Source organism: Geomonas limicola (assembly GCF_014193675.1).
GTDB classification, from domain to species: Bacteria; Desulfobacterota; Desulfuromonadia; order Geobacterales; family Geobacteraceae; genus Geomonas; species Geomonas limicola.
Genome location: NZ_BLXZ01000002.1, coordinates 598001 through 620644 on the forward strand (window position 1 = coordinate 598001; position 22644 = coordinate 620644).

At 66.9% G+C, this 22644-nt stretch carries 7 protein-coding genes; 3 read left to right on the forward strand and 4 right to left on the reverse strand.

The genetic code is table 11. The features are described 5' to 3' along the window. Positions 1-80: 80 nt before the first annotated feature. The 3 genes from H7688_RS06445 to H7688_RS06455 all read right to left on the reverse strand — a co-directional run bounded on the left by H7688_RS06445 (position 81) and on the right by H7688_RS06455 (position 2599). Entirely contained in the window at positions 81-497 is a 417-nt protein-coding gene (locus H7688_RS06445) for an NADH-quinone oxidoreductase subunit A (RefSeq protein ID WP_183360235.1), read from the reverse strand. Between the two features lie 139 nt (positions 498-636). After that, on the reverse strand, positions 637-1827 hold the full coding sequence (locus tag H7688_RS06450) for a GspE/PulE/PilB domain-containing protein (RefSeq protein ID WP_183360236.1): 1191 nt from the start codon (positions 1825-1827) through the stop codon (positions 637-639). A 199-nt stretch (positions 1828-2026) separates the two neighbouring features. Then, a complete protein-coding gene (locus H7688_RS06455) occupies positions 2027-2599 on the reverse strand; it encodes a GreA/GreB family elongation factor (RefSeq protein ID WP_183360237.1) in 573 nt (190 codons plus the stop codon). Between the two features lie 171 nt (positions 2600-2770). Between H7688_RS06455 and H7688_RS06460 the strand changes: the two genes are divergently transcribed. Continuing rightward, on the forward strand, positions 2771-3142 hold the full coding sequence (locus tag H7688_RS06460) for a hypothetical protein (protein WP_183360238.1): 372 nt from the start codon (positions 2771-2773) through the stop codon (positions 3140-3142). Between the two features lie 173 nt (positions 3143-3315). On the opposite strand, the gene H7688_RS06465 is transcribed toward H7688_RS06460, so the two are convergent. After that, positions 3316-3795 carry a peroxiredoxin gene (locus H7688_RS06465; RefSeq protein WP_183360239.1) on the reverse strand — a complete coding sequence of 160 codons (480 nt, stop codon included), beginning with the start codon at positions 3793-3795 and terminating at the stop codon, positions 3316-3318. A gap of 529 nt (positions 3796-4324) precedes the next feature. Here H7688_RS06465 and H7688_RS06470 point away from each other — a divergent pair. Together H7688_RS06470 and H7688_RS06475 are read left to right on the forward strand one after the other, a co-directional pair. Continuing rightward, positions 4325-4861: a hypothetical protein gene (locus tag H7688_RS06470; protein WP_246329726.1), complete on the forward strand. Its 537-nt coding sequence runs from the start codon at positions 4325-4327 to the stop codon at positions 4859-4861. Between the two features lie 386 nt (positions 4862-5247). Then, the gene (locus H7688_RS06475) at positions 5248-22638 is read left to right on the forward strand and encodes a fibronectin type III domain-containing protein (RefSeq protein WP_183360240.1); all 17391 of its coding nucleotides are present in this window, start codon (positions 5248-5250) and stop codon (positions 22636-22638) included. Positions 22639-22644 lie beyond the last annotated feature (6 nt).

Here is a 22644-nt window from a genome sequence, read left to right on the forward strand (position 1 = left end):
CGGGAAAATCAGGTTGAGGTTGATTGGTTGAGGTTGTGAAAGGGTGGTAACGGGTCGTACAGGTTCCTATCGGCTGGCGTTCACTCAACCTTAACTTTGGCTTCAACCTGTTTCTTCATCGCCGTGGGTCCCCAGTCGAGACCGCCCTTGATCCAGAGCCAGACGAGCCCCAGCAACAGGACCACGATGAAGATGGTGATGTGGATCATCCCCTGGATGCCCAGGAGGTCCCAGGCGGTGGCCCAGGTGTAGATGAAGGCACCCTCGACGTCGAAGACTATGAAGAAAATGGCGATGAGATAGAAGGGGACCTGCGAGGCGTGGCGGGCACTGCCGCTCGGGACGATACCGGATTCGTAGGGGATCCCTTTATCCGGGGAGTCCTTGCCGGAGCCCAGGTAGTAGGCTGCCGCGAGCAGGGCAAAGATGAGGGCCACCGCGATGAAGGTGTAGATGGCAAGCGGGAGAAACTCTACTTGCTGTGCGGTGACTGGCATGGTGAACCTTCCAATGAGAAAGTAGTCCGTCCGATACCCGTATAAATCTAGCGTAGAGGCTGGCGAAGTCAATTCGCGCGAACTGCAGCGGTTGAATTAATTTAACTTATAATGAACCTCGGTGATTTCGCGTAGCTCTTTAGGTCGCGAGAATCTTGTTTTTCAGAATCAGGATCTCGAAGGCGAGCGAGACCTTGCCCAGGAGTTTCAGCAGTTCGTGAGTCTCGCGGTCCAGCGGTTTCGACCCGCCTTCCACGTAGAGGATCGCCACCACCCGCCCCATCATGACCAGCGGGGCCAGGAACTGGTTCAGCGAGGGAGCCACGCCGAGTGCGGTGAGCATCGTGCTGTTGCAGGGGGTGAGCGGGAACGAGCCGAAGTAGTGGGTCTTACTCTCCACAACCGTGCGCAGCACGGAGGGTTCCTGGAGCGCGATGGAGAGCCTCTCGACCTCGGGGAGCGGCTTGCCACCCGCGTGGGCCACCCAGCCGTTCACCCGGTCTCCCTTGACCAGGAAGAGGGCGGCGCGGCTGTACTGGCGCCCCAGGTAGCCGACCACCACTTCGCCGATGCTCTGCCGGTCCGGCGCCTCGGTGAGCCCGCGCAGCAGACCCTCCAGGGAGAAATCCGGTTCCGCGGCGACCGGGGCCTGCCAGGAGGCGACCGCCGGGGTGAACGGCTCGGCACCGAGTCCCTCCAGGTCGGAAAAGGTTTCCACCTCTTCCAGTGGGGCGAGTTCAAAGATATCGATCTCTTCCGGCTCGGCCTGCGCTCGGGGGGCCGCTGCCGGTGCCGGCTGGGGTACCGCGGCGGCTTGGGCGGCAGGCGCTGCGGCCGGACTCGCCTGGGGGGTGAGGCGGTTGCGGGCCCGGCCCCCGCCGGCGACCGAGATGTAGCGCAACTCGCGCCGCACCCGGTAGTACTTCTCCAGGGCGCTCACGATGCGCAGCTCGGGTGCGATGTGCGGCACCACGATGTAGCCGGTGGCAAAGGAGATTTCGTCGATGGCGGCGAAGTCGAAGGGGTCGGCCATGGCCAGGGCGAGCTTGCGGTTGGTGAGGGAAAGCGGGATGACGCGGTACTTCTTGGCGACCTCGTCGGTGATCACCTGGATGACCTGCGGCGGGATCTCGAGGAACTGCTCCGGGCGGGCATAGGGGACGCCGGTCTTGCGCCCGAGGTACATGGCCAGTTCGTTTTCGTCCAGAAGCCCCATTTCGACCAAATTGGTGCCGAAACGGCCGCCGAAGATCGCCTGACCTTTCAGCGTCTCCTCGACATCAGCCGAGCTGAGCTTCCCTTCGCGAACCAGCAATTCTCCGAGCTTCACCGAATGACCTCCTGCGGCAGGTGCCCCGCAACCGGTGCCGGCATGATTACAGTTTCATAACAACGGCGTTAATTTAGAATTCCCTGAGACTGTTGTCAACAGCCAATTGGAGCTCCCACGAATATCTGCAAAACCTGACCCGCGGGGGTGTTTCCCGGGGGGCGTAGAGCGTCACCAAACCGGCGCCTCCCGACGGTTTTCAGCTCACCTCGGTGACCTCGAACTCCTTCAGGTCCCGCCCCTTCCCCAGTTCCACCGTCTCCCCCACGCTCTTGCCGATCAAGTCCCGCCCCAAGGGGGAGTTCGGGGTGATGACCAGCACCTCGCTCCCCTCCAGGTCGAGTTTCATCCCCCCTTCGGCTGGCCCTATGAAGACCGTGCGGGTCTCGCCGTCGTTCGCCTCCAGGGTCACCAGTGCGGTGAGCCGGATGGCGTCCTCCTCGGAGAACTGCTGGAGTGCCAGGTTGCGGTAGGCGTGCAGGGCGGACTTGATCTCCTGCGCCCGGTTCGCCTGCCCCTGTGCGAGGTAGGAAGCCTCCAGGCTCAGCGTGTCGTACTTGTTGTCGGGGATGTTTTCTTCGTGAATGGCCGCCTCGTGTGCGGCCTTGGCGGCTGCCGAGAAGAGCGCCAGGTCCGCGGCGAGACGGCTTATGATGAGACGATGGATCCTCTGCTTGCGTGTTGTTGCGATGGTGCACCTGCCTTGACTGTGTGAGTAATCCGCCCGGCGAGCGAGAGCGGGATAATATACCGATCCCGGCCCGAATGTCATCCTCCAATTCCACCGGTCGAGGCGACTGGGGCAGCTGTGCCTGGCGGCATTACGTAATACTTAGAGACTGCAAAACTTCCTGTAGATTTTCCCGTTGCAGGCATACAATGAGAGATGGGAGAACATCAAGAGAGGGCGCTGTGAGTGACGTTGACCCAAAGGAGGTTGGATATGCAAGGTTACGAATTGGTAAAGGCTATCGAGAACGAGAAGAAAACCCATGCCGACCGGATCTTCATCAAGTGGTGGCGTAACGAGGAGGACTTCATCGACTTCGACCTGGTGAGCCGATTTCTGGACAACCTGAACTATTCCAGCCAGATCTCCGGCTTCGAGCTGATCGACCAGGACGAGATGTGGAAGACGGTGGAGCGCCGCTCCAACGGCAAGGCCAAAAAGGTAGAGCGGGACGGCGAGTACAAGGTGCTCTGGACCCCGCCCAAGCATGGGGAGACCGAGATCACCTGCACCGAGTGCCCCTACACCCCCGATACCCTGCTGAAGATTCTCGACGCGGAGACCAACGACAACTTCATCGACTGATCCCGGCTCCGGGGTGACAGGGAGGGAAGCTTAGGGCAACTACGCTTGCCACACGAAAATGACGCAGACAAGATCGGCCCCTTCGGCATGTGCCAAAGGGGCCGGTTGTGTTTGGGCTCGGGGTGAACCGGGGTGAACCTACAGGCGTGGTAGCCGCACTACGGTGTGAAGGATCAGCGCCCCCGGGCGAGCATCTTGAAGAAGTCGAGCACCTTGTCCGGGTGTTCCGCGGCCTTGGGGATCTTGGGCCAGTGCTTGATGATCTGGCCGTCCGGAGCGATGACCACCGTGGAGCGGATGGTTCCCAGGGTGGTCTTGCCGTACTGGACCTTCTCGCCGTAGGCGCCGTAGGCCTTCATCACCGAGGCGTCCGGGTCGGAGAGGAGCAGCAGGGGGAGGTTGTACTGGCAGATGAACTTTTCGTGCGATTTCAAGCTGTCCTTGCTGACCCCCACCACGGCCCCGCCCAACTGCTCGAAGAGCGGCAGCAGTTTCCCGAAGCCGACCGCCTCGGCGGTGCAGCCGGGGGTGTTGTCCCGGGGATAAAAGTAGAGCACCAGGATCTTCCCGGCGAAATCCTTAAGCGAGTACTTCTTGCCGTCGCTCCCCTCCAGGGTGAAGTCCGGCGCAGCCTGCCCTTCCAAAAATGCCATGTTTCCCTCCAATAGTGATGTGCCTTACGCAATGATGTCGCATGATCGTTCGCTTCCACCCATTAGCATGGGAACGAGAGGTGAATAACCGTCCAAGACTGTGCGTTTAAGACCGGGGCGAATCATCATTCGCCCCTACGGGACCGCAAATCCCCCCAAGAAACTTTACGAAATGAGGGCCTCGCGTTCCCCCCCTTGGAAAAGGGGGGGCAGGGGGGATTCGCCTTTCAGTCCCCAAGTCTGCCGCTCCTTCATCTCATGAAGACAGCCGATGTGCGGGATTAACAATAGCAGACCGGTGGGCAAAGGCAAGCTATTGCCGCGGCTTAGCTTGCCTCGCCGCCCGTTTCGCGCTATGCTGCGCCCGCTTGACGAAGCCTTGTCCATGGATTGTCGGGGAGTGGGTGAGCTGCCAGCTGCGGAAATGGTGGCACCCTCCCCCTCACCCTGTCCCTCTCCCGCAAGGGGAGAGGGGACCGGTGCCGCGCAGTAACGGTGTCCGGGGCAAAGCATGACGTATGGGGGAACTGTGAGCGCAGTACCGGTGCATGAATTTTTGCTGCAGGGAAAACCGTGGTACCACTTCACCGGCGTGCTGCTGGTGATCACGCTTGCAGTCCTGCAGGCGCGGGTGGGGCGGGCGGGTGCCTTCTGGTTGATTCTCTGGGCGCTGCCGGGGACCGTGCTGCACGAACTGGCTCACCTGGTGGTGGCGCTTGTCACCGGTGGCCGTCCCGTCGGCTTCAGCATCGTGCCGCACCGGGAACCGGGGCGCGGCGGCTGGCGCCTGGGCTCGGTCACCATCAGCCGCCCCCACGCCATTTCAGCACTCCCTTCCGCCCTCGCGCCCCTCACCCTGAACCTGGTCGCCTACTACCTCTTTTGCAACTGGGGGCGCTGGTTCACCGCCGACTTCGGCCACACCCTCCTCATGTACGCCGCCATCTACCTGTTCAGCTACAGCTCGATCCCCTCGGGGCAGGACATCAAGGTCGCCCTCTCCAATCCGCTTGGTGTCGGCCTCTATACGATCGTCGCCGGCAGCGTCTGGCTGGTGCTGCGCTGAACCCGGCTTCTCCACCTTTTTTCATCACGCCATGCGGTATTTAAGGGGAGCTCACACCGCAGGTGACCTCACGTTCTCCCCGCATTGTATCTACTCCTCAAACACACTCTCTGCTTCCCAGACCCTCACTCTCAACCCTTCTTGGCACTGTATCTGGTGTCGCAAACTCCCCATTTCCACTACTCGCCACTTAGCCTGATTTAATTCTGTAACACGATTTTATATTTAAGAAACAGTGGCTTGTCTCCGATAGCACAAGCATTGCGTACCCTCCAATCTTGGCGCCACTTCCTGAAAGACATCCAATCCCTGCACAAATTTTCAATTCAATCAGTTTCTATAACGGTTTAGCTATGAACCAGAAGGCTCGTGTGACGGAGGAGTGTATGAAACAAGAAAGCGTGTTGTCCCGACTGTTCCTGGCATTGGTGGTAGTGTCAGTCGTTCTCGCAACGGCGGGGTGGGCCCAGGCCTGGAGCCTGAAAGGCTTCCCCGTAACGAACAACACCGGGAAAACCGGCCGGATGTACCTCTCGGTGCAGGACCAGTGGGGTAATCCCGTAGCCGGCAGGTCCGGCTTCGGTGCCTACAGTTCGGCCGCAAGCACGCCGGCGCTGCGCGGCATCCCCGCCGGTACCGGCTACACGACACGCGCCTTCATCGACACCCGGGGGACCGGCTTCCAGCACGCCAACGACCCGAGTTTCACGTTCGGACCGTATGCCCTGAGCGGGGACCAGGTGCAGCCGATCACCTTCAGCCAGCCGACTCCGGTTCCGGCCCAGGCTCCGGGACGCCCCAAGATCACCCCGCTCAACGGCGCGGCGATCGTCGAGTTCGACGCACCCCGCACTCCGGACAACCTCCCCATCGCCGACTCCTATAACATCTACTGGAGCACCGACGCCAATCCCGGCCCGGGGAACACGGTGGGTGGCGGCGAACTCCTGAACATAACGACCCGCGAGCCGAAGATCGTGGTCTACAACCTGACCAACGGCTCCACCCTCTACTTCGCGGTCAGCGCGGTGAACGGCGCGGGTTCCGCCACCTCCCAGGTCTCCGATGCGGTCGTCATCAACCCGACTCCGGGTCCTGGAGCGAGTACCGTCCAGCTCTCCGTGGACACCAGCAGCATCGCCAAGACTAGCCAGTCTGCGCTGCTCGTGGTGCTCTCCGACGAAGCCCACAAGCAGCTCTACCCGAACTACCTGAAGAACCCGGCAGACCTGCAGAGCGTGCAAATCGCGGGGGTCCCGGCCGGCACCTACAAGATCTACGCGATCCTCGACCTGGACGGCAGCGGGAACCTGGATGCGCCGGCCAACGTCTCCAACATCTCGGAAAACGACCGGCTGCAGCGCGGCATTCCCATCATGGTGGATGGTGTCAGTGCCGCAGTAAACGGCCCGACCCTGAAACTCGCCAGGCGCGGCGCCGGCGTGGCGGTGCGCACCGGCCACTCGCGGCAAAACGGCTACAACACCGCGGGGCTCGTCGACAACTACAACCTATCGTTTAGGGCCTCGCAGGCTGACAGGGCTCTCGCCAACGTAACCCTGAACGGCGGTCCCCAGGTAAACGGCCCGATCGACCTGGCGCTCAGCCCCAACCATGGCAACTCAGGGGATTACGAGCTGCAGCTGCCGGTCCAGGCCCGCCCCCAGGTAGGCGACAGCTACCAGCTGACCCTGTCCTACCTCGACGGGAGTGTCGAACAGCGCTCCGCCGCGGTCACCGGCATCATGGACGCCTTCACCACGCCGCTTTTCCCGGTCAACCAGACCGGCCCGGATAGCGTCGCGCCGCTGTTCGCCTGGAACAACCCGGGTAACCTCGCCGGGTTTTTAACCAGCAGCGTGTACAGCAACGGCTTCAACGCCGAGTTCCTGCAGATGTACTCCCTGACCGCGCCCTCCCAGGGGATCTCCTATCCAACCGGGATGAGCTCCCAGTGGAGCCAGAACCTGCAGGACCTGGACGGCAACTCCTCCTACACCTGGAACAGCTTCACCCCCAACGCGAGCGGTCCCCGCGTCTCCGGGTTCACCCCGCAGAATGGCGCGGCCGGCAGCACCCTGACCATCCTGGGCTCCGGTTTCGATGCCAACCCGGCCAACAACCAGGTCGCCATCGGCGGCATGCCGGCAACGGTGAGCGCGGCGACCACGAGCATGCTCACCGTGGCGGTCCCGGCCTCCAGCGGCATCGTCACGGTCAACGTGAACGGCATCACCGCGGGGAGCAGCACACCCTTTGCGGTCACGGTCCCCTATACCGTCACGCTCACCAACGGCGCAGACGGTACCTCGCCGCTTTCCGGCGCCGCCATGACCCTGCTGCAGAACCCGACCAGCAACACCCTGGCCGATACCAGCGGCAGCGCCACCCTGCAGGTTCCGGCGCGCCCCTACTTCTCACTTGCCTTCAATCTGGACAGCTACCTGCCGACCCACTCGGCGCTCACCAGCGTGACCGGCCCGGTCACTACCAGCTTCAACCTGTTCACCGCGACGGAACTGCAGGCCCGTGCCGTAGCCCCCTCGGCAGGCAAGGGGGTCATCGTCGCCAGGGTCCAGGACCTTTCCAGCAACGCAACCACGCTCCCCAACGTGGCAGGCGCCGTGGTCACCGCGACGAGCGTGCTCCATCCGGACACCAACTACGTCGTCAAGTACACCAACGGCAGCACAAAGGTCGCTCTCGATCCTGCCCTCGCAGCCCAGACCGCCTCGGACGGCCGTTTCTACGTGGTTGACGTCGAGGAAGGTGACATCGTCACGGTGAGCGCGACCAAGAACGGCATGTGGTTCCCCAGCCGTGTCTTCCTGACCCACGCCGGTACCGTGTTCAGCGGCAACCTGAAAGGTGCGCTAACCTCGACCGCCAGCGCGAACCCCAAGGGTGGCAGCTACAGCGTAGCGCAGAGCGTTACCCTGACGGCCACCGACAACGACAATATCTTCTACACCCTGGACGGCAGCGATCCGACCATCTCCGGGATGCTCTACAACGGGCCGATCACGGTGAACCCGAGCACGACGCTTAGGTTCGTGGCACGCAACAAGTACGTAGCCGGTGCCGTGGGGGCGGTGCAGAGCGAGTATTACGGCGCGGCCAGCAGCAACCCGCCGGCAACCGCCACGGGGACCTACAGCTTCGACTCTGCAACCAACACGCTCACCCTGAACTGGACCAGCACCAACTTCCCGTGCAACGGGCCGGTGCTGGGAACCGAGACCGAGACCGTCACCACGCTCACCGACACCACCATGACCTGGGGCGCCAGCAAGCCGATGACCTTCACCCGGAGCGCCGGCACCGGCATCGTCGGGAGCTGGAGCTACACGGACAGCTCCTCGCCCGCCCCGTTCCAGCTGACCCTCTCCGGGGACGGCCTGGTCTCCTATTCGGGCTACCCGGTCTGCAGCACCCCCGGCGGCGACACCCAGCCTCCTACCGTGCCGACCGGCGTGAGCGCGAGCCTCACCAGCACCAACCTGGTGAACCTGTTCTGGAATGCCTCCAGCGACAACGTGGGGGTGGTCCGCTACCAGATCTTCCGCAACGGCACCCTGGTCGGGCAGCCGACCGGCGCAGCCAACACCACCTGGCAGGACGGCGCGGTCACCCCGGGTAGCAACTACAACTACAGCGTCTCGGCCTGCGACGCCGCCAACAACTGCTCCATGTCCTCGCAGCCGGCGTACATCACCGTGCCGGGCACCGGCACCGGCACCGGCCAGTCCGCCAGCGCGAGCGGCAGCTACAGCTACGACTCCGCCAGCCGCGTGCTGAGCCTCACCTGGAACAGCTCCAGCTTCCCCTGCCAGGGGCCGAAGGTCGGGACCGAAACGCAGAACGTCGGCGTACTGAGCGCCACCAGCATGACCTGGAGCAGCCAGAGCTTCTCCTGGTTCCGCACCTCGGGCAGCGACGGCAGTGTCCTGGGCACCTGGGGGGCGAACGACCCGGCTACCGGCAATACCTACAGCGTCACCTTCAACAGCGACGGCACGGTGAGCGCAAACGGCACCATCTACTCCTGCGGCAACGCGACGACCGGCGCCTCGACCCAGGTGGTCAACAACACCGGGAACCCGATCTACCAGGTGCTGGTGGGTAACGTCCTCTTCAACCAGAACATCACCAGCTGCGGCAGCGGCTGTTCGACCCCCTTCTACCCGGTACCGGTGGGGAACAACCCGGTGGTGCTGCAGCAAAGTGCCGCCTCGGCAAACCTGACCCTCGGCAGCCTCGGCTACTTCGACGGCACCAAAAGCTACGCCGTCAACATCGTCAATGCCGCCGCTCCCTGTGCCGAACTGTGGCAGCGCGCCGACGTCGGGCAGACCTTCGCCGGCGACACGGCCAAGGTGAAGCTCGGCTCGACCTGCAGCGGCGGCGGGAGCACCCAGGCTCCGGCCACCCCGACCGGGCTGAATGCCATGCCGGAAGGGACCAGCCAGGTCTACCTGAGCTGGAATTACCCCGCGGACAGCTCGCTTATCGCCAACTACCGCGTCTATCGCTTCGAGCAGCTGGTCGGGCAGCCGAGCGGTGCCGAGAACTGGTGGACCGACACCGGGCTCACCCCGGGCGCCAGCTACAGCTACAGCGTGGCAGCCTGCGATGCCAACAACACCTGCTCGGCACCCTCCCTGCCGGTTCAGGTGACGCTCGCCCCGGCTCCCAAACCGCGGGTGTTCCCCCTGGACGGCGCGGCCTTCGTGACCCTGGACCAGAACAACAACACGGCCGCCAGCGTGGCACCCAGCAGCTACGACATCTACTGGAGCACGACCCCCTATCCGGGACCCAGCAACACCACCGGCGGCGGCCAGCTCCTCGGCATCCCGACCAAGAAACCGAAGGTGGTGGTCTACAACCTGACCAACGGTTCCACCCTGTACTTCGCGGTGGCTCCGAGCAACGCGGGCACCAGCACCGGGAACGCGACGGGATCGGTGGCCTACTCCGACCCGGTTACCATCAACCCGCCGCAGAGCGCGGCGAGCACGGTGCGGGTGACGGTGGACACGACCGGCATCGCCAAGAACGCCCCCTGGACCCCGCTCCTGGTGGCCCTTTCCGACGACAGCAGCAAGGCGATCTACGCGAACTACGTGAAGGTACCGACTGACCTGCAGAGCGTGGAAATCCCGGGGGTCGCTTCCGGGACCTACAAGATCTACACGGTGCTCGACCTGGACGGCAAGGGGAACGTGGACGCCCTGGCGAACCCGTCGAACACGGTGGAGCTCGACCGCAACCAGCGCCCGATCCCCATTACGGTGGACGGCGTGAGCGCGACCGTGAACGGACCGACCCTGAAGCTCGCCGTGAAGAACGCGGCCGTGGCGGTCGGCACGCGCCACGCGCGCCAGAGCGTGAGCGCCACGAGCAACGGCACCACGACGGGCACGGCAGTCCCCGCAAGCGTCCAGGACAGCTACAGCCTGCTCTTCCAGGCGGCCCGGATGAACAAGGAGCTGACCGGCGCGACCGTGGAGAGCGGTCCGCAGCTCGCAGGGGCGATGACGCTCTACCCGAGCTACGATTCCGACTCCCCGGGTCATTTCCAGATGCAGATGCAGGTGAGCCAGAGGCCCAAGGCCGGCGACAGCTACCGCTTCACGCTGAACTACGCCGACGGCTCCAGCGAAACGATGAACGCCGCGGTCACCGGGGTGCTGGACAGCTTCGCCACCCCGCTGTACCCGGTGCAGCAGACCGGACCGGACAGCCTGACCCCGACCTTCTCCTGGGCGAACCCCGGGAACATCGCGAGCTTCCTCAGCTCGGGGGTCTACCTGAACGGCTTCAACGCGGATTTCCTCACCATGTCGACCCTCTCGGTCCCCTACCAGGGGTACCAGTTGTACGGCAGCAGCATGCAGTGGCAGCAGAGCGTGCGCGACCTGGACGGTAACGAAGCCGTGAGCTTCGCCGAGTTCGCCCCCAGTGCGAGCGGCCCGCAGATCAGCGGCTTTTCGCCCAAGGGGGGCCCCGCGGGGACCACGGTCACCATCAGCGGCTCGGGCTTCGACGCGACCCCCGCCAACAACCGGGTCTCCTTCGGCGGCATGACGGCGCAGGTCCTTACCGCAAGCGCCGACACCCTCACGGTGAGCGCACCGGCCTCGAGCGGCATCGTCACGGTCGCCGTTTCCGGGATCAGCGCGGGGAGCAAGGACAACTTTGCGGCAACCGTCCCCTTCACCGCCAACCTGACCGACGGCGCCGACGGCACCACCGTGCTCAACGCCGCTACCTTCGCCCTGGCCGAGAACCCGCAGGTCAGCACCTCGACCGGCACGAGTGGCGCCTACACGCTCGGTGTACCGGCACGCCCCTACTTCTCCATGGTGTTCAGCCAGCAGGGGTACTACCCGACCTACTCGTCGCTCCTCAGCCTCTCCGGCAATAACACGAGCAACTACAGCCTCTACAACCAGGCAAGCCTCACCGCGCGCGGTATCACGCTGGCCGCCGGCAAGGGCGTCATCATGTCGCGGGTCCAGGACGGCAGCTCCAACGCGAGCTCGCCCCCCAACCTGGCCGGCGCGGTGGTCAGCGCCACGAGCCTCTTGCACCCGGACCAGCCGTATGTGGTGAAGTACACCAACGGCAGCACCAACGCGGCGCAGGACCCGGCCGCCTACGGACAGACCGCCTCGGACGGCCGCTACTACGTGGTGGACGTGGACGAGGGCGACTACGTGACGGTCACCGCCCACAAGGCCGGGATGTGGTTCCAGAACCGGGTCTTCGCGACCCACGGCGGCGCGGTGAGCTCCGGCTCCATCAAGGGGTACGCGCTCACCAGCGCCACGGCCACCCCGCCGGGCGGCGTCTACAGCACGGCGCAGAACGTAACCCTGGGTGCCACGGCAAACGACCTCATCTACTACACGACGGACGGCAGCGATCCGCTCCTGAACGGGACGCTCTACACGGTACCCCTCACGGTAACCCCCCCCACGGTCCTCAAGTTCGTGGCGCGCAACAAGTACCAGGGGCTCGCCGCCGGCCCGGTGCAGACCGCGGCCTACAGCACCGGCGCGCAAAGCGGCACGGCGAGCGGCACCTACACCTTCGATCCCGCCTCGGGGCAACTGGTACTGAACTGGACCGCGTCCAGCTTCAGCTGCAGCGGTCCCAAGCTGGGCCAGGAAGTCCAGACGGTGACCTCGCTCAGCGCCAGCACCATGACCTGGCTGGACGGCAGCCTGAGCTTCAGCCGCAGCGCCGGTACCCCGGGGAGCCTCCTGGGGACCTGGAACATCGTCGACCAGTGGACCAACAGCTACACGGCAACCTTCAACAGCGACAACTCGGTGAGCGTCACCGGCACCGTGTATTTCTGTGACGGCGGCAACACCGGCGGCGGCAGCACCGGTCCGGACACCCAGTCTCCTACGATCCCCGGCAACCTGTACGCCGTCCCCTCGGGGAACGGCCAGTTTACCTTCTCCTGGAACCCGGCCTCGGACAACGTCGGGGTCACCAGCTACAACGTGTTCCGTAACGGCAACCCCGCGGCCCAGCTGCCCGCCCCCGGCACCTCCTGGATCGACGCCGGCGTGACGGCGGGAACCGTCTACAGCTACAGCGTCAACGCCTGCGACGCGGCCGGGAACTGCTCCGCCCAGGCACCCGCCATCCAGGTGATCAGCTTCGGCAGCGTCGGCCAGCCCGGCACTGCCAGCGGCCAGTACAGCTACAACCCGACCACCGGCGTCCTCGACTGGACCTGGAGCCAGGTGAACTTCGTCTGCGACGGCCCGAAACCGGGTGCCGAGGTGAAGACCATCAGCTCGCTCACCGCCACCAGCATGGTCTGGGCGAGCGACTCGACCATGAGCTGGACCCGCCCAAGCGGCACGGCGGGCAGCATCCTGGGCACCTGGAACGGGCTGGACAGCTCGACGGGGAACAGCTTCCAGCTCACCTTCAACAGCGACGGGACCATGACCGGTACCGGAACGATCCTCTTCTGCTCGGGGTACAGCGGCGGCACCATCATGCTCCCCCAGAGCGTCACGCTCAGCGCACCGACCCAGGTGCTCTACGGTAGCCAGCCGGTCAGCGTGGCGACCAGCGCCAGTTCCGGGCTGCCGGTTAACCTCACCGTGTTGAGCGGTCCGGCTACGCTGAACGGGCAGCTGTTGAGCTTCACCGGCGCCGGCAGTGTGGTTCTGAAGGCAAGCCAGGCCGGCAACAGCAGCTACCTGGCCGCCCAGACGCAGCAGACCATCACGGTGGCCCCGCGCCCAATAACCGTCACTGCGGATGCCAAGACCAAGGTGTACGGTTCGGCCGATCCCCCCCTTACCTTCCAGGTGACCGCCGGCAGCCTGGTCGGAACCGATGCCTTCAACGGCAGCTTGGTACGCAGCGCCGGCGAGGCGGCAGGAAACTACCCGATCCAGCAGGGGAACCTCTCTGCCGGCCCCAACTACCAGCTCTCCTTCCAGGGGGCGCCCCTGGCGATCACGGCCAAACCGCTCGTCATCACGGCCAACAACGCGAGCCGTCCCTACGGTGCGGCCAACCCGGCGAACCCGGGCTTCACCGCGCCGGCCCTGGTGGCCGGCGACCAGATCGCCTCGCTGACCTACGGCTACGCGGCGAGCGCCACCCCCACCGCTGACGTGGGGACCACCCACGCCATCACCCCGAGTGCCGCGGTGTTCGCCGCCGGCAGCGCCGCCAACTACCAGATCAGCTACCAGGACGGCCTGCTCACCATCGCGGGGAGCGCCGCGCAGAGCGTAACCTTCAGCGCCCCGTCCAAGGCGACCTACGGGGACCTGCCGATCACCCTCGCGGCGAGTGCGAGTTCCGGCCTGCCGGTGAGCTTCACCCTGGTGAGCGGCCCGGCTACCCTGAACGGCTCGCAGTTGAGCTTCACCGGCGCGGGGAACGTGGTCTTGAAGGCGAGCCAGGGCGGCAACGCCAACTTCGCGGCCGCAGCCGACGTGCAGCAGACCGTGGCCGTCGCGGCGCGCCCCCTCCTGGTCAACGCCGATGCCAAGGCCAAGGTGTACGGCTCGCCGGACCCGGCACTCACCTTCCAGGTGACCGGCGGCCTGGTCGGCAGCGACGCCTTCACCGGCGGCCTCACCCGCAGCGCCGGGGAGGCGGTGGGGAGCTACCCGATCCTGCAGGGGAGCCTCTCCGCAGGCCCCAACTACCAGATCACCTACCAGGGCGCCGCCTTTGACGTCACGGCGCGGCCGCTCGTCATCACGGCAAACAACGCGACGAGGCCCTACGGCGCCCCCAACCCGGCGAACCCCGGGTTCAGTGCGCCCGCGCTGGTGGCCGGCGACCAGATCGCCGCGCTGACCTACAACTACGCGGGGAGCGCCACGGCGACCGCGGACGTGGGGACCACCCACGCCATCACCCCGAGCGCCGCCGTCTTTGGCGCCGGCAGCGCCGCCAACTACCAGATCAGCTACCGCAGCGGCACCCTGACCATCGCCGGCAAGGCCGAGCAGAGCATCAGCTTCGCTCCGCCTACCGCGAAGAAGTTCGGGGACGCCCCCTTCACCCTGAGCGCCCAGTCCTCCTCCGGGCTCCCGGTCAGCCTGAGCGTCCTGAACGGGCCGGCGACCCTGAGCGGCAACCTGCTCAGCATCAGCGGCGCGGGGAGCATCAGCCTTGCCGCCAACCAACCGGGCGACCTGAACTACAACCCGGCCCTCCCGGTGAACGCGGTCATCAACGTGGCCAAGGCGGACCAGGTGATCGTGAACCTCGCCCTGCAGCCCGCCTCGCTCAACGTGAGCGGCACCAGCGCCCTGAGTGCGACCGGCGGTCCCTCGGGGAGCCCGGTAACCTTCGTCAGCACGACGCCGGCGGTCTGCTCGGTGCAGGGGAATATGGTTCACGCCCTCGCGGCGGGGACCTGCACCGTGGTGGCCAGCCAGGAAGGGAACCTGAACTACAACGCGGCTCAGCCGTTGAGCCAGAGCCTCAGCGTCGGGGCGGGGGGGCAGCAGATCGGCACCCCGGTCTTCAACCCGACGGTGGTCAAGGTGAACGGCAGCACCCAGGTCGTTGCCCAGGGGGGCGCCTCGGGTAACCCGGTGACCTTCACCAGCGCGACTCCCACGGTCTGCTCGGTCGAGGGGAACACCGTGCACGGCCTGACCGCCGGCAGCTGCACCGTGGTGGCCAACCAGGCCGGCAACGCCGACTACCAGGCGGCCCCGCCGGTCTCGGCCGGCATCCCGGTGGGCAAGGCGACCCAGAGCATCGGCACCTTGAGCCTCGCACCGTCCACCCTCGGGGTAGGGGGGAGCGCCACCCTCACGGCGAGTGCCAGCTCCAGCCTCGCGGTTGGCTTCACCAGCACCACTCCGGGGGTTTGCCAGGTCTCCGGCAGCACCCTTAGCGCACTGGCGGCGGGGAACTGCTCCGTGGTTGCCAGCCAGTCGGGCGACGCCAACTACCTGGCGGCCGCCCCGGTGACCCAGCCCTTCACCATCGGCAAGGGGAGCCAGAGCATCGGCAGCATCAGCCTCGCCGGTACCCTGAAACTGAACGGTACGGCAACCCTCGTGGCGAGCGCGAGCTCCGGGCTGGGGGTCAGCTTCTTAAGCACGACACCCGACGTCTGCCAGGTCTCCGGCAGCACGCTCACGGCACTGGCTTCAGGAAACTGCAGCGTCGCCGCCGACCAGGTGGGAGACGCGAACTTCAACCCGGCGCCCCAGGTGACCCAGAGCTTCACGGTCGCCAAGGCGAGCCAGAACATCGGGACCATCGGCTTTGCCCCGGCGAGCCTCGCGGTGAACGGCACCAGCCAGCTCTTCGCCCAAGGGGGGGCTTCCGGTAACCCGGTCAGCTTCACGTCCCTCACCGGCGGGGTCTGCCAGGTCTCGGGGAGCACGGTTACCGCGCTTGCGGCCGGCAGCTGCACGGTCGCCGCCGATCAGGCCGGCAATGTCAACTACAACGCGGCGACCCAGGTTACCCAGGTGATCCAGGTGGCCCAGGCCGCCCAGGTCATCAACGCCCTCGGTTTCACCCCGAACCAGGTCCAGGTGGGGGGGACCACCCAACTGAGCGCGACCGGCGGCGCCTCCGGCAACCCGGTCAGCTTCAGCTCGCTCACCCCGGCGGTCTGCAGCGTCTCCGGCAGCACCCTGACCGTCGCTGCCGCCGGCAGCTGCACGGTTGCCGCGGACCAGGCAGGAAACGCGAACTACCTGGCCGCCACCCGGGTCACCTCGACCATCGTGGCCGGCAAGGCCGGTCAGAGCATCAGCGTCAGCACTCCGGCGCCGGCCACGGCCCCCTACAACGGGCAGTTCACCGTGGCGGCGACCGCCCCGGGCGGAAGCGTCAGCTACTCCTCGGGGAGCCCGGCCATCTGCAGCAACACCGGGGCCAGCTTCACCATGCTGAGCGGCGCCGGCACCTGCCTCGTGCTCTTCGACCAGGCCGGCGGCAGCGACTTCAACCCGGCACCCCAGGTGGCGGCCAGCGTCCAGGCGGTCAAGGCCGCCCAGACCATCAGCGTGACCACCCCGGCACCGGCCTCTTCCAGCTTCAACGGCCAGTTCACCGTGGCGGCCAGCGCCCCGGGGGGCGCGGTCAGCTACTCCTCGGGAAGCCCGGCGGTCTGCAGCAACACCGGGGCCACCTTCACCATGCTGGCCTCTACCGGCACCTGCCTGGTGCAGTACAGCCAGGCCGGCAGCGCGAACTACGCCGAGGCAAGCCAGGTAGTCTCCTCCACCACGCTCGGCAAGGCGGCTCAGACCATCGGCACGCTTTCCTTCACCCCGGCCACGCTCTCCTTCGGCACCTCGAGCCAGGCGAGCGCCCAGGCGAGCTCCGGCCTCACGGTGAGCTTCAGCTCGCTCACCCCGACGGTCTGCAGCGTCTCGGGTACCCAGGTCACCGGCCTCAAGGCGGGGACCTGCATCGTGGCCGCCGACCAGCCGGGTAACGCAAACTTCCAGCTGGCACCCCAGGCGACCCAGAACATCACCGTGGCGGCCCAGCTCCCCGGTGCGCCCGGGATCGGCAGTGCCCAGGCCGGCAACACCCAGGCCACGGTGAGCTTCCAGTCCCCCGCCTCCAACGGCGGCAGCCCGATCACCGGCTACACGGTGACCGCCCAGCCGGGCGACATCACTGCCCGCGGGGCCGCCAGCCCGCTCACGGTCTACGGTCTCACCAACGGCACGGCGTACAGCTTCACGGTAACCGCCAGCAACGCCGCGGGGACCGGCCCGGCCTCCCCCGCCTCCAACGCGGTCACCCCGGGGACCGTGCCGAATCCGCCCACCGCGGTCCAGGCCAGCGCCGGCAACGCCAGCGCCCAGGTAAGCTTCACCCCGCCGGTCGACAACGGCGGCAACACCATCGTCAAGTACAGCGTGCTCTCCACCCCGGGCGGCTTCACGGCCAGCGGGAGCCAGAGCCCGATCATCGTCACCGGGCTCACCAACGGCACCGCGTACAGCTTCACGGTGAGCGCCACCAACGCCATGGGGAGCAGTGCGCCGTCGGCCCCCTCCACCCCGGTGAAACCGGTCACGGTACCCGGCGCACCGACCGGCGTCGCCGCGACCGGCAACAACGCCAGCGCCACGGTGCGCTTCCTGGCCCCGGCGGACAACGGCGGCACCCCGGTGACCGGTTTCACGGTAACCTCCAACCCCGGTGGTGTGACGGCGAGCGGCACCCAGAGCCCGATCGCCGTCTCGGGCCTCACTAACGGCACCTCCTACAGCTTCACGGTGACCGCCCTGAACCTCGCGGGGAGTGGCTCCGCCTCGGCTCCTTCCAACGCGGTGGCCCCGTCGGCCAACGTACCGGGCCCCCCGGCCATCACCCAGGTGAGCGGCGCCAACGGGAGCGTCACGGTGAGCTTCTCCGTCCCCGTCTCGGACGGCGGCAGCCCGATCAGCGGCTACACGGTCACCTCCGCCCCGGGCAACCTGAGCGCAAGCGGTTCCGCGAGCCCCATCACGGTCACCGGGCTCATGAACGGCACCAGCTACAACTTCACGGTCACCGCCAGCAACGTGGCCGGAACCGGCGTCCCCTCGGCCCCCTCGGCCGCGGTGGTGCCGGCCACCGTCCCCGACCCGGTGACCGCGGTAACCGCAAGCGGCGGCAACGGGAGCGCCACGGTGAGCTTCCAGCCTCCGGCCTTCAGCGGCGGCAGCCCGGTCACCGGGTACCTGGTGACCGCAAGCCCCGGAAATATCACCAGGGAGGGGACCGCGAGCCCCATCGTGGTGACCGGGCTCACTAACGGCACCAGCTACAGCTTCACTGTCATCGCGCGCAACCTGAAGGGCGATGCCCCGGCCTCGCCCGCATCCAACAGCGTGACCCCGGACCTGGCACCCGGCGTGCCCGGCGCGGTGCAGGCCGTGGCCGGCAACGGGAGCGCCACGGTGAGCTTCCAGGCGCCGGTGGCCAACGGCGGCTCGGCCATCGCCGGCTACACGGTGACCTCGACCCCGGGCGGCCTCACGGCAAGCGGGGCCCAGAGCCCGATCACGGTCTCCGGCCTTGCAAACGGCACCGCGTACAGCTTCACGGTGACCGCAAACAACGCGACACGCAGCGGTGCCCCCTCGGCCCCCTCCAACAGCGTGACCCCGGCCACCGTGCCGGGCGCCCCGGTCGACGTGGTCGCCCAGGGGGGGAACGGGAGCGCCACGGTGAGCTTCGCTATCCCGGCAAGTAACGGCGGCTCGGCCATCACCGGCTACACGGTGACCGCGACCCCGGGCGGCGTCACGGCGAGCGGGACCCAGAGCCCGATCGTGGTGACCGGTCTTATAAACGGCACGGCGTACAGCTTCACGGTAACCGCGGCCAACGCCAAGGGGACCGGCAGCGCCTCGGCTCCCTCCAACAGCGTGACCCCGCTCGCCAACGTGCCGGGCGCCCCGGTGATCGGGGTGGCCAGCGCCGGCGCCGGCGAGGCCACGGTCAGCTTCACCCCGCCGGTGAACGACGGCGGGTCCGCGATACTCGACTACACGGTGACCTCCGCGCCGGGGAACCTGACGGCGACCGGCTCCGCGAGCCCGATCACCGTCTCCGGCCTCACCAACGGCGTGCGCTACAGCTTCACGGTGAGCGCCCGCAACGTGAGTGGTCCCGGTGCCGCCTCCGCCGCCAGCAACGGGGTGGTCCCCGACCTGGTGCCGGCAGCTCCGGCCATGGGGAGCGCCAGCGCCGACTACGGCATCGCGACGGTCAGCTTCTCGGCCCCGGCATCCAACGGCGGCACCCCCGTCCTGGGCTACACGGTAACCTCTACCCCGGGCGGCCTCAGCGCGAGCGGGACCCAAAGCCCGATCACGGTACGCGGCCTCACTAACGGCACCACGTACAGCTTCACGGTGCAGGCGGTGAACGCCAAGGGGGCCGGCGCCCCCTCGGCTGCCTCCAACACGGTGACCCCGGCGGACGCCACGGCCCCGGCCGTGTACCTCCTGGGGATCCCGGGGGCCCTCCAGGCCGCCGACAGCGCCAGCACGGTCTCCGTGCCGGTGCTGGCAATCCTCGCCCACGACAACGTGGGGATCACCGGCTACCAGGTGAGCACCAGCTCCGCCAAGCCGGCCGCCGGCGCCGCGGGATGGACCCCGACGGCTCCCGCGAGCCTGGATATCCCGGCCACCCCGGGGATCCACCAGCTCTACGCCTTTGCCAAGGACGCCGCGGGCAACGTCTCCGACGCGGCGGGCGCCCAGGTCATCCTGGTCCCGGTAGACACCACCCCGCCGGTCATCATCTCCGGACCGACGGTCACCCTGATCCGGGACAGCTTCGCGGTCATCGAGTGGCAGACCAGCGAGAGCGCCACCGGCGCCTTGAGCTTCGGCCAGTCCTTCCCGCTGACCGGGACGCAGACCGAGGGGAACTACGGCATCAACCACTCGCTCACGGTAAGCGGGCTCACAGCCGACACCACCTACTTCGCCAGCGTGACCGCCACCGACCTCTCCGGCAACGGCCCGAGCTTAAGCCGCGAGATATCCTTCCGCACCAGCCCGGCACCGGACACCCAGCCCCCCCTGGTGACCGAAGGGCCGGCGCTGATCGGGATCGGGCCGGACAGTGCCACCGTGGTCTGGCGCACCAACGAGCCCGCCCAGGGGAGCGTCTACTACGGCACCGCGACCACCCTCGGGTCCACCCAGCCCGAGTCCGGATTCGTCACCGGGCACAGCCTGAAGCTTTCCGGGCTGGAGCCGCAGACCGTCTACTACCTGAAGGTCTCGGCGAGCGATGTCCTGGGTAACGGCCCGCGCGAGAGCGCCCTGGTCAGCTTCAAGACCACGGCGGCTCCCGACCTGACCGCACCGGTGGTGGTGGAAGGGCCCATGGTGGTGAACATCTCCGACTCCGGCGCCACCGTGATCTGGAAGACCAACGAACCCTCCACCAGCGAGGTGACCACCGACACGGGTGGTACCAACTACGCCCTGGTGGCCGACGACACCCTGACCACCAGCCACACCGTCAACCTGACCGGGCTGGAGGCAACCACCCCGTACAACTACCGGATCGCCTCGAGCGACGGCTTCGGCAACACCATGCGCCAGGGGAACGCGAAGAGCTTCAGCACCCTGGCGGCACCCGACCTGACCCCGCCGGTCATTTTGGAAGGGCCGATGGCGCTCAACATCACCGAGCAGTCGGCGCTGATCAGCTGGGGGACCGACGAGCCCTCCGACGGCGTGGTCGAATACGGCACCTCGGAGGCCCTGGAGCAGGTGGCGAGCCGCACCCAGCTGGTGCGCGGCCACGCCATCGGGCTTACCGGGCTTAACGCCGGCACCCTCTACTACTACCGGGTGAGCTCGACCGACAGCTTCGGCAACGGCCCGACGCAAAGCCGGGTGGGAAGCTTCACCACCAACGCCTTCCCGGTCTTCAAGCAGCCGGTGATCACCAAGGCCCCCAGCGTCATCTACCGGACCGACACGACGCTGACCCTCTACTGGGAGACCGACGAGCCCTGCGACTCGGTGGTCCAGTACGGCGAGAACGACACCCTGACCGAACAGGTGGCGATCCCCGACCTGGTGACCCGCCACCAGGTGACCATCACCAACCTGAAGCTGAACACGGCGTACAAGGTGGTGGTCTCCTCGACCAACGCGAGCGGCCGGACCGTGACCGCGGACTCGGGAGAGCGGCGCGCCTACTACGCCCTGAACCTGGTGGGGATCTTGAGCGACGCGCTGGTTAACGTCTCCTCGAGCGACACCACCACGCTCTCCCAGGCTGACGTCACCGCACCGGCCATCACGGCGGGACCGGCGGTGAGCGGCATCAGCGACACCCAGGCGGTGATCACCTGGACCACGGACGAGATCTCCGACTCCCAGGTGAGCTACGGGGCAAGCGGCGGGGCGCTCGGCTTCTCGACCGGTTCCATCGAGCAGACCAGGAACCACGTGGTCGTGCTCACCAACCTGGCAGCCAACACCGCCTACGACCTCAAGGTGGGGTCCACCGACCCGAGCGGCAACGGACCGACGCTCGCTCCGGCGGGGGGCGGGGTGGTGACCTTCACGACCGCGGCCACCCCGGACCTGACGGCACCGGTGATCTCCAGCATCACCACCCCGGCCTTGACGGCAAGCCAGGTCACCGTGGAGTGGACGACCGACGAACCGGCCACCACCCAGGTGAAATACGGCCTAAGCCCCTCCGCCCTGAACGGCCAGGCGGCGGGGAACGGACTCTCGACCGACCACAGCCTCACGCTCGCCTTGCAGTCCGGCACCACCTACTTCCTCTCCGTGGTGGCGGCCGATGCAGCCGGGAATACCCGGGAGAGCGCGCCGATCAGCTTCACCATGCTCGGCGAGGCGGACACCACCGAACCGAGTACCACCCCCTCCCTCGGCAGCGGCAGCTACCAAGGGGCCCAGGACGTGGCGCTCACGGCGGACAAGCCGGCGAACATCTACTACACCACGGACGGCAGCGACCCCACGGTCGCCTCGCCGATCTACAACAGCCCGATCCGGGTGGCCACCAGCAAGCGGCTCGCCTACTTCGCCATCGACGGGTCGGGGAACCAGGAGGTAGCCAAGACCACCTTGCTGATCATCCAGTACCCGATCAGCACCGCGACCCCGGACGGCAACGGCAGCCTCTCCTGCCCTGCGCTGGCCAACTCCGGGGAGGCCGCGGTCTGCAGCGCCACCCCGAGCACCGGCTACCAGACCGCCTCGGTCACCGGCTGCGGGACCGGCAACCTGGTGGGTGACTCCTACACCACCGGGCTCATCGCCGCCGACTGCACGGTGACTGCGACCTTCGCCCTGAAGTCGTACCTGGTCACTCCGGCGACCGGCACCGGTTGGAACATCGTGCCGGCCACCGGCCAGAGCGTGAACCACGGCTCGAACACCAGCTTCACGGTGACCCCGCAGCCGGGGTACGGGATCCTCGAGGTGACCGGGTGCGGCGGCACCCTGACCGGCACGAGCTACCAGACCGGTGCGGTCACGGCAGCCTGCGCCGTCACCGTGAACGCAGTGAAACACAGCGGCGGTGGCGTGAACGGACAGCCGCCGACCGTTTCGGACGCCTACAAGGCACTGCAGTCGCTCTCCGGGCGGGTGCAGCTCACGGCGCAGGAGCAGATCGAGCTGGACGTGGCGCCGCTTGCCTCGAACGGCACCCCGACCGGTGACGGCAAGGTGGACGGTATCGACGTCATCCACATCCTCAGGCGCAGCATCGGCATCGGCACCTGGTAAGAAACC

Excerpts from the sequence above, each read along its gene's own strand:
- H7688_RS06445 (WP_183360235.1), bottom strand. The coding sequence starts at position 497 with ATGCCAGTCACCGCACAGCAAGTAGAGTTTCTCCCGCTTGCCATCTAC.
- H7688_RS06465 (WP_183360239.1), bottom strand. The coding sequence starts at position 3,795 with ATGGCATTTTTGGAAGGGCAGGCTGCGCCGGACTTCACCCTGGAGGGG.
- H7688_RS06460 (WP_183360238.1), top strand. The coding sequence starts at position 2,771 with ATGCAAGGTTACGAATTGGTAAAGGCTATCGAGAACGAGAAGAAAACC.
- H7688_RS06475 (WP_183360240.1), top strand. The coding sequence starts at position 5,248 with ATGAAACAAGAAAGCGTGTTGTCCCGACTGTTCCTGGCATTGGTGGTA.
- H7688_RS06455 (WP_183360237.1), bottom strand. The coding sequence starts at position 2,599 with ATGACATTCGGGCCGGGATCGGTATATTATCCCGCTCTCGCTCGCCGG.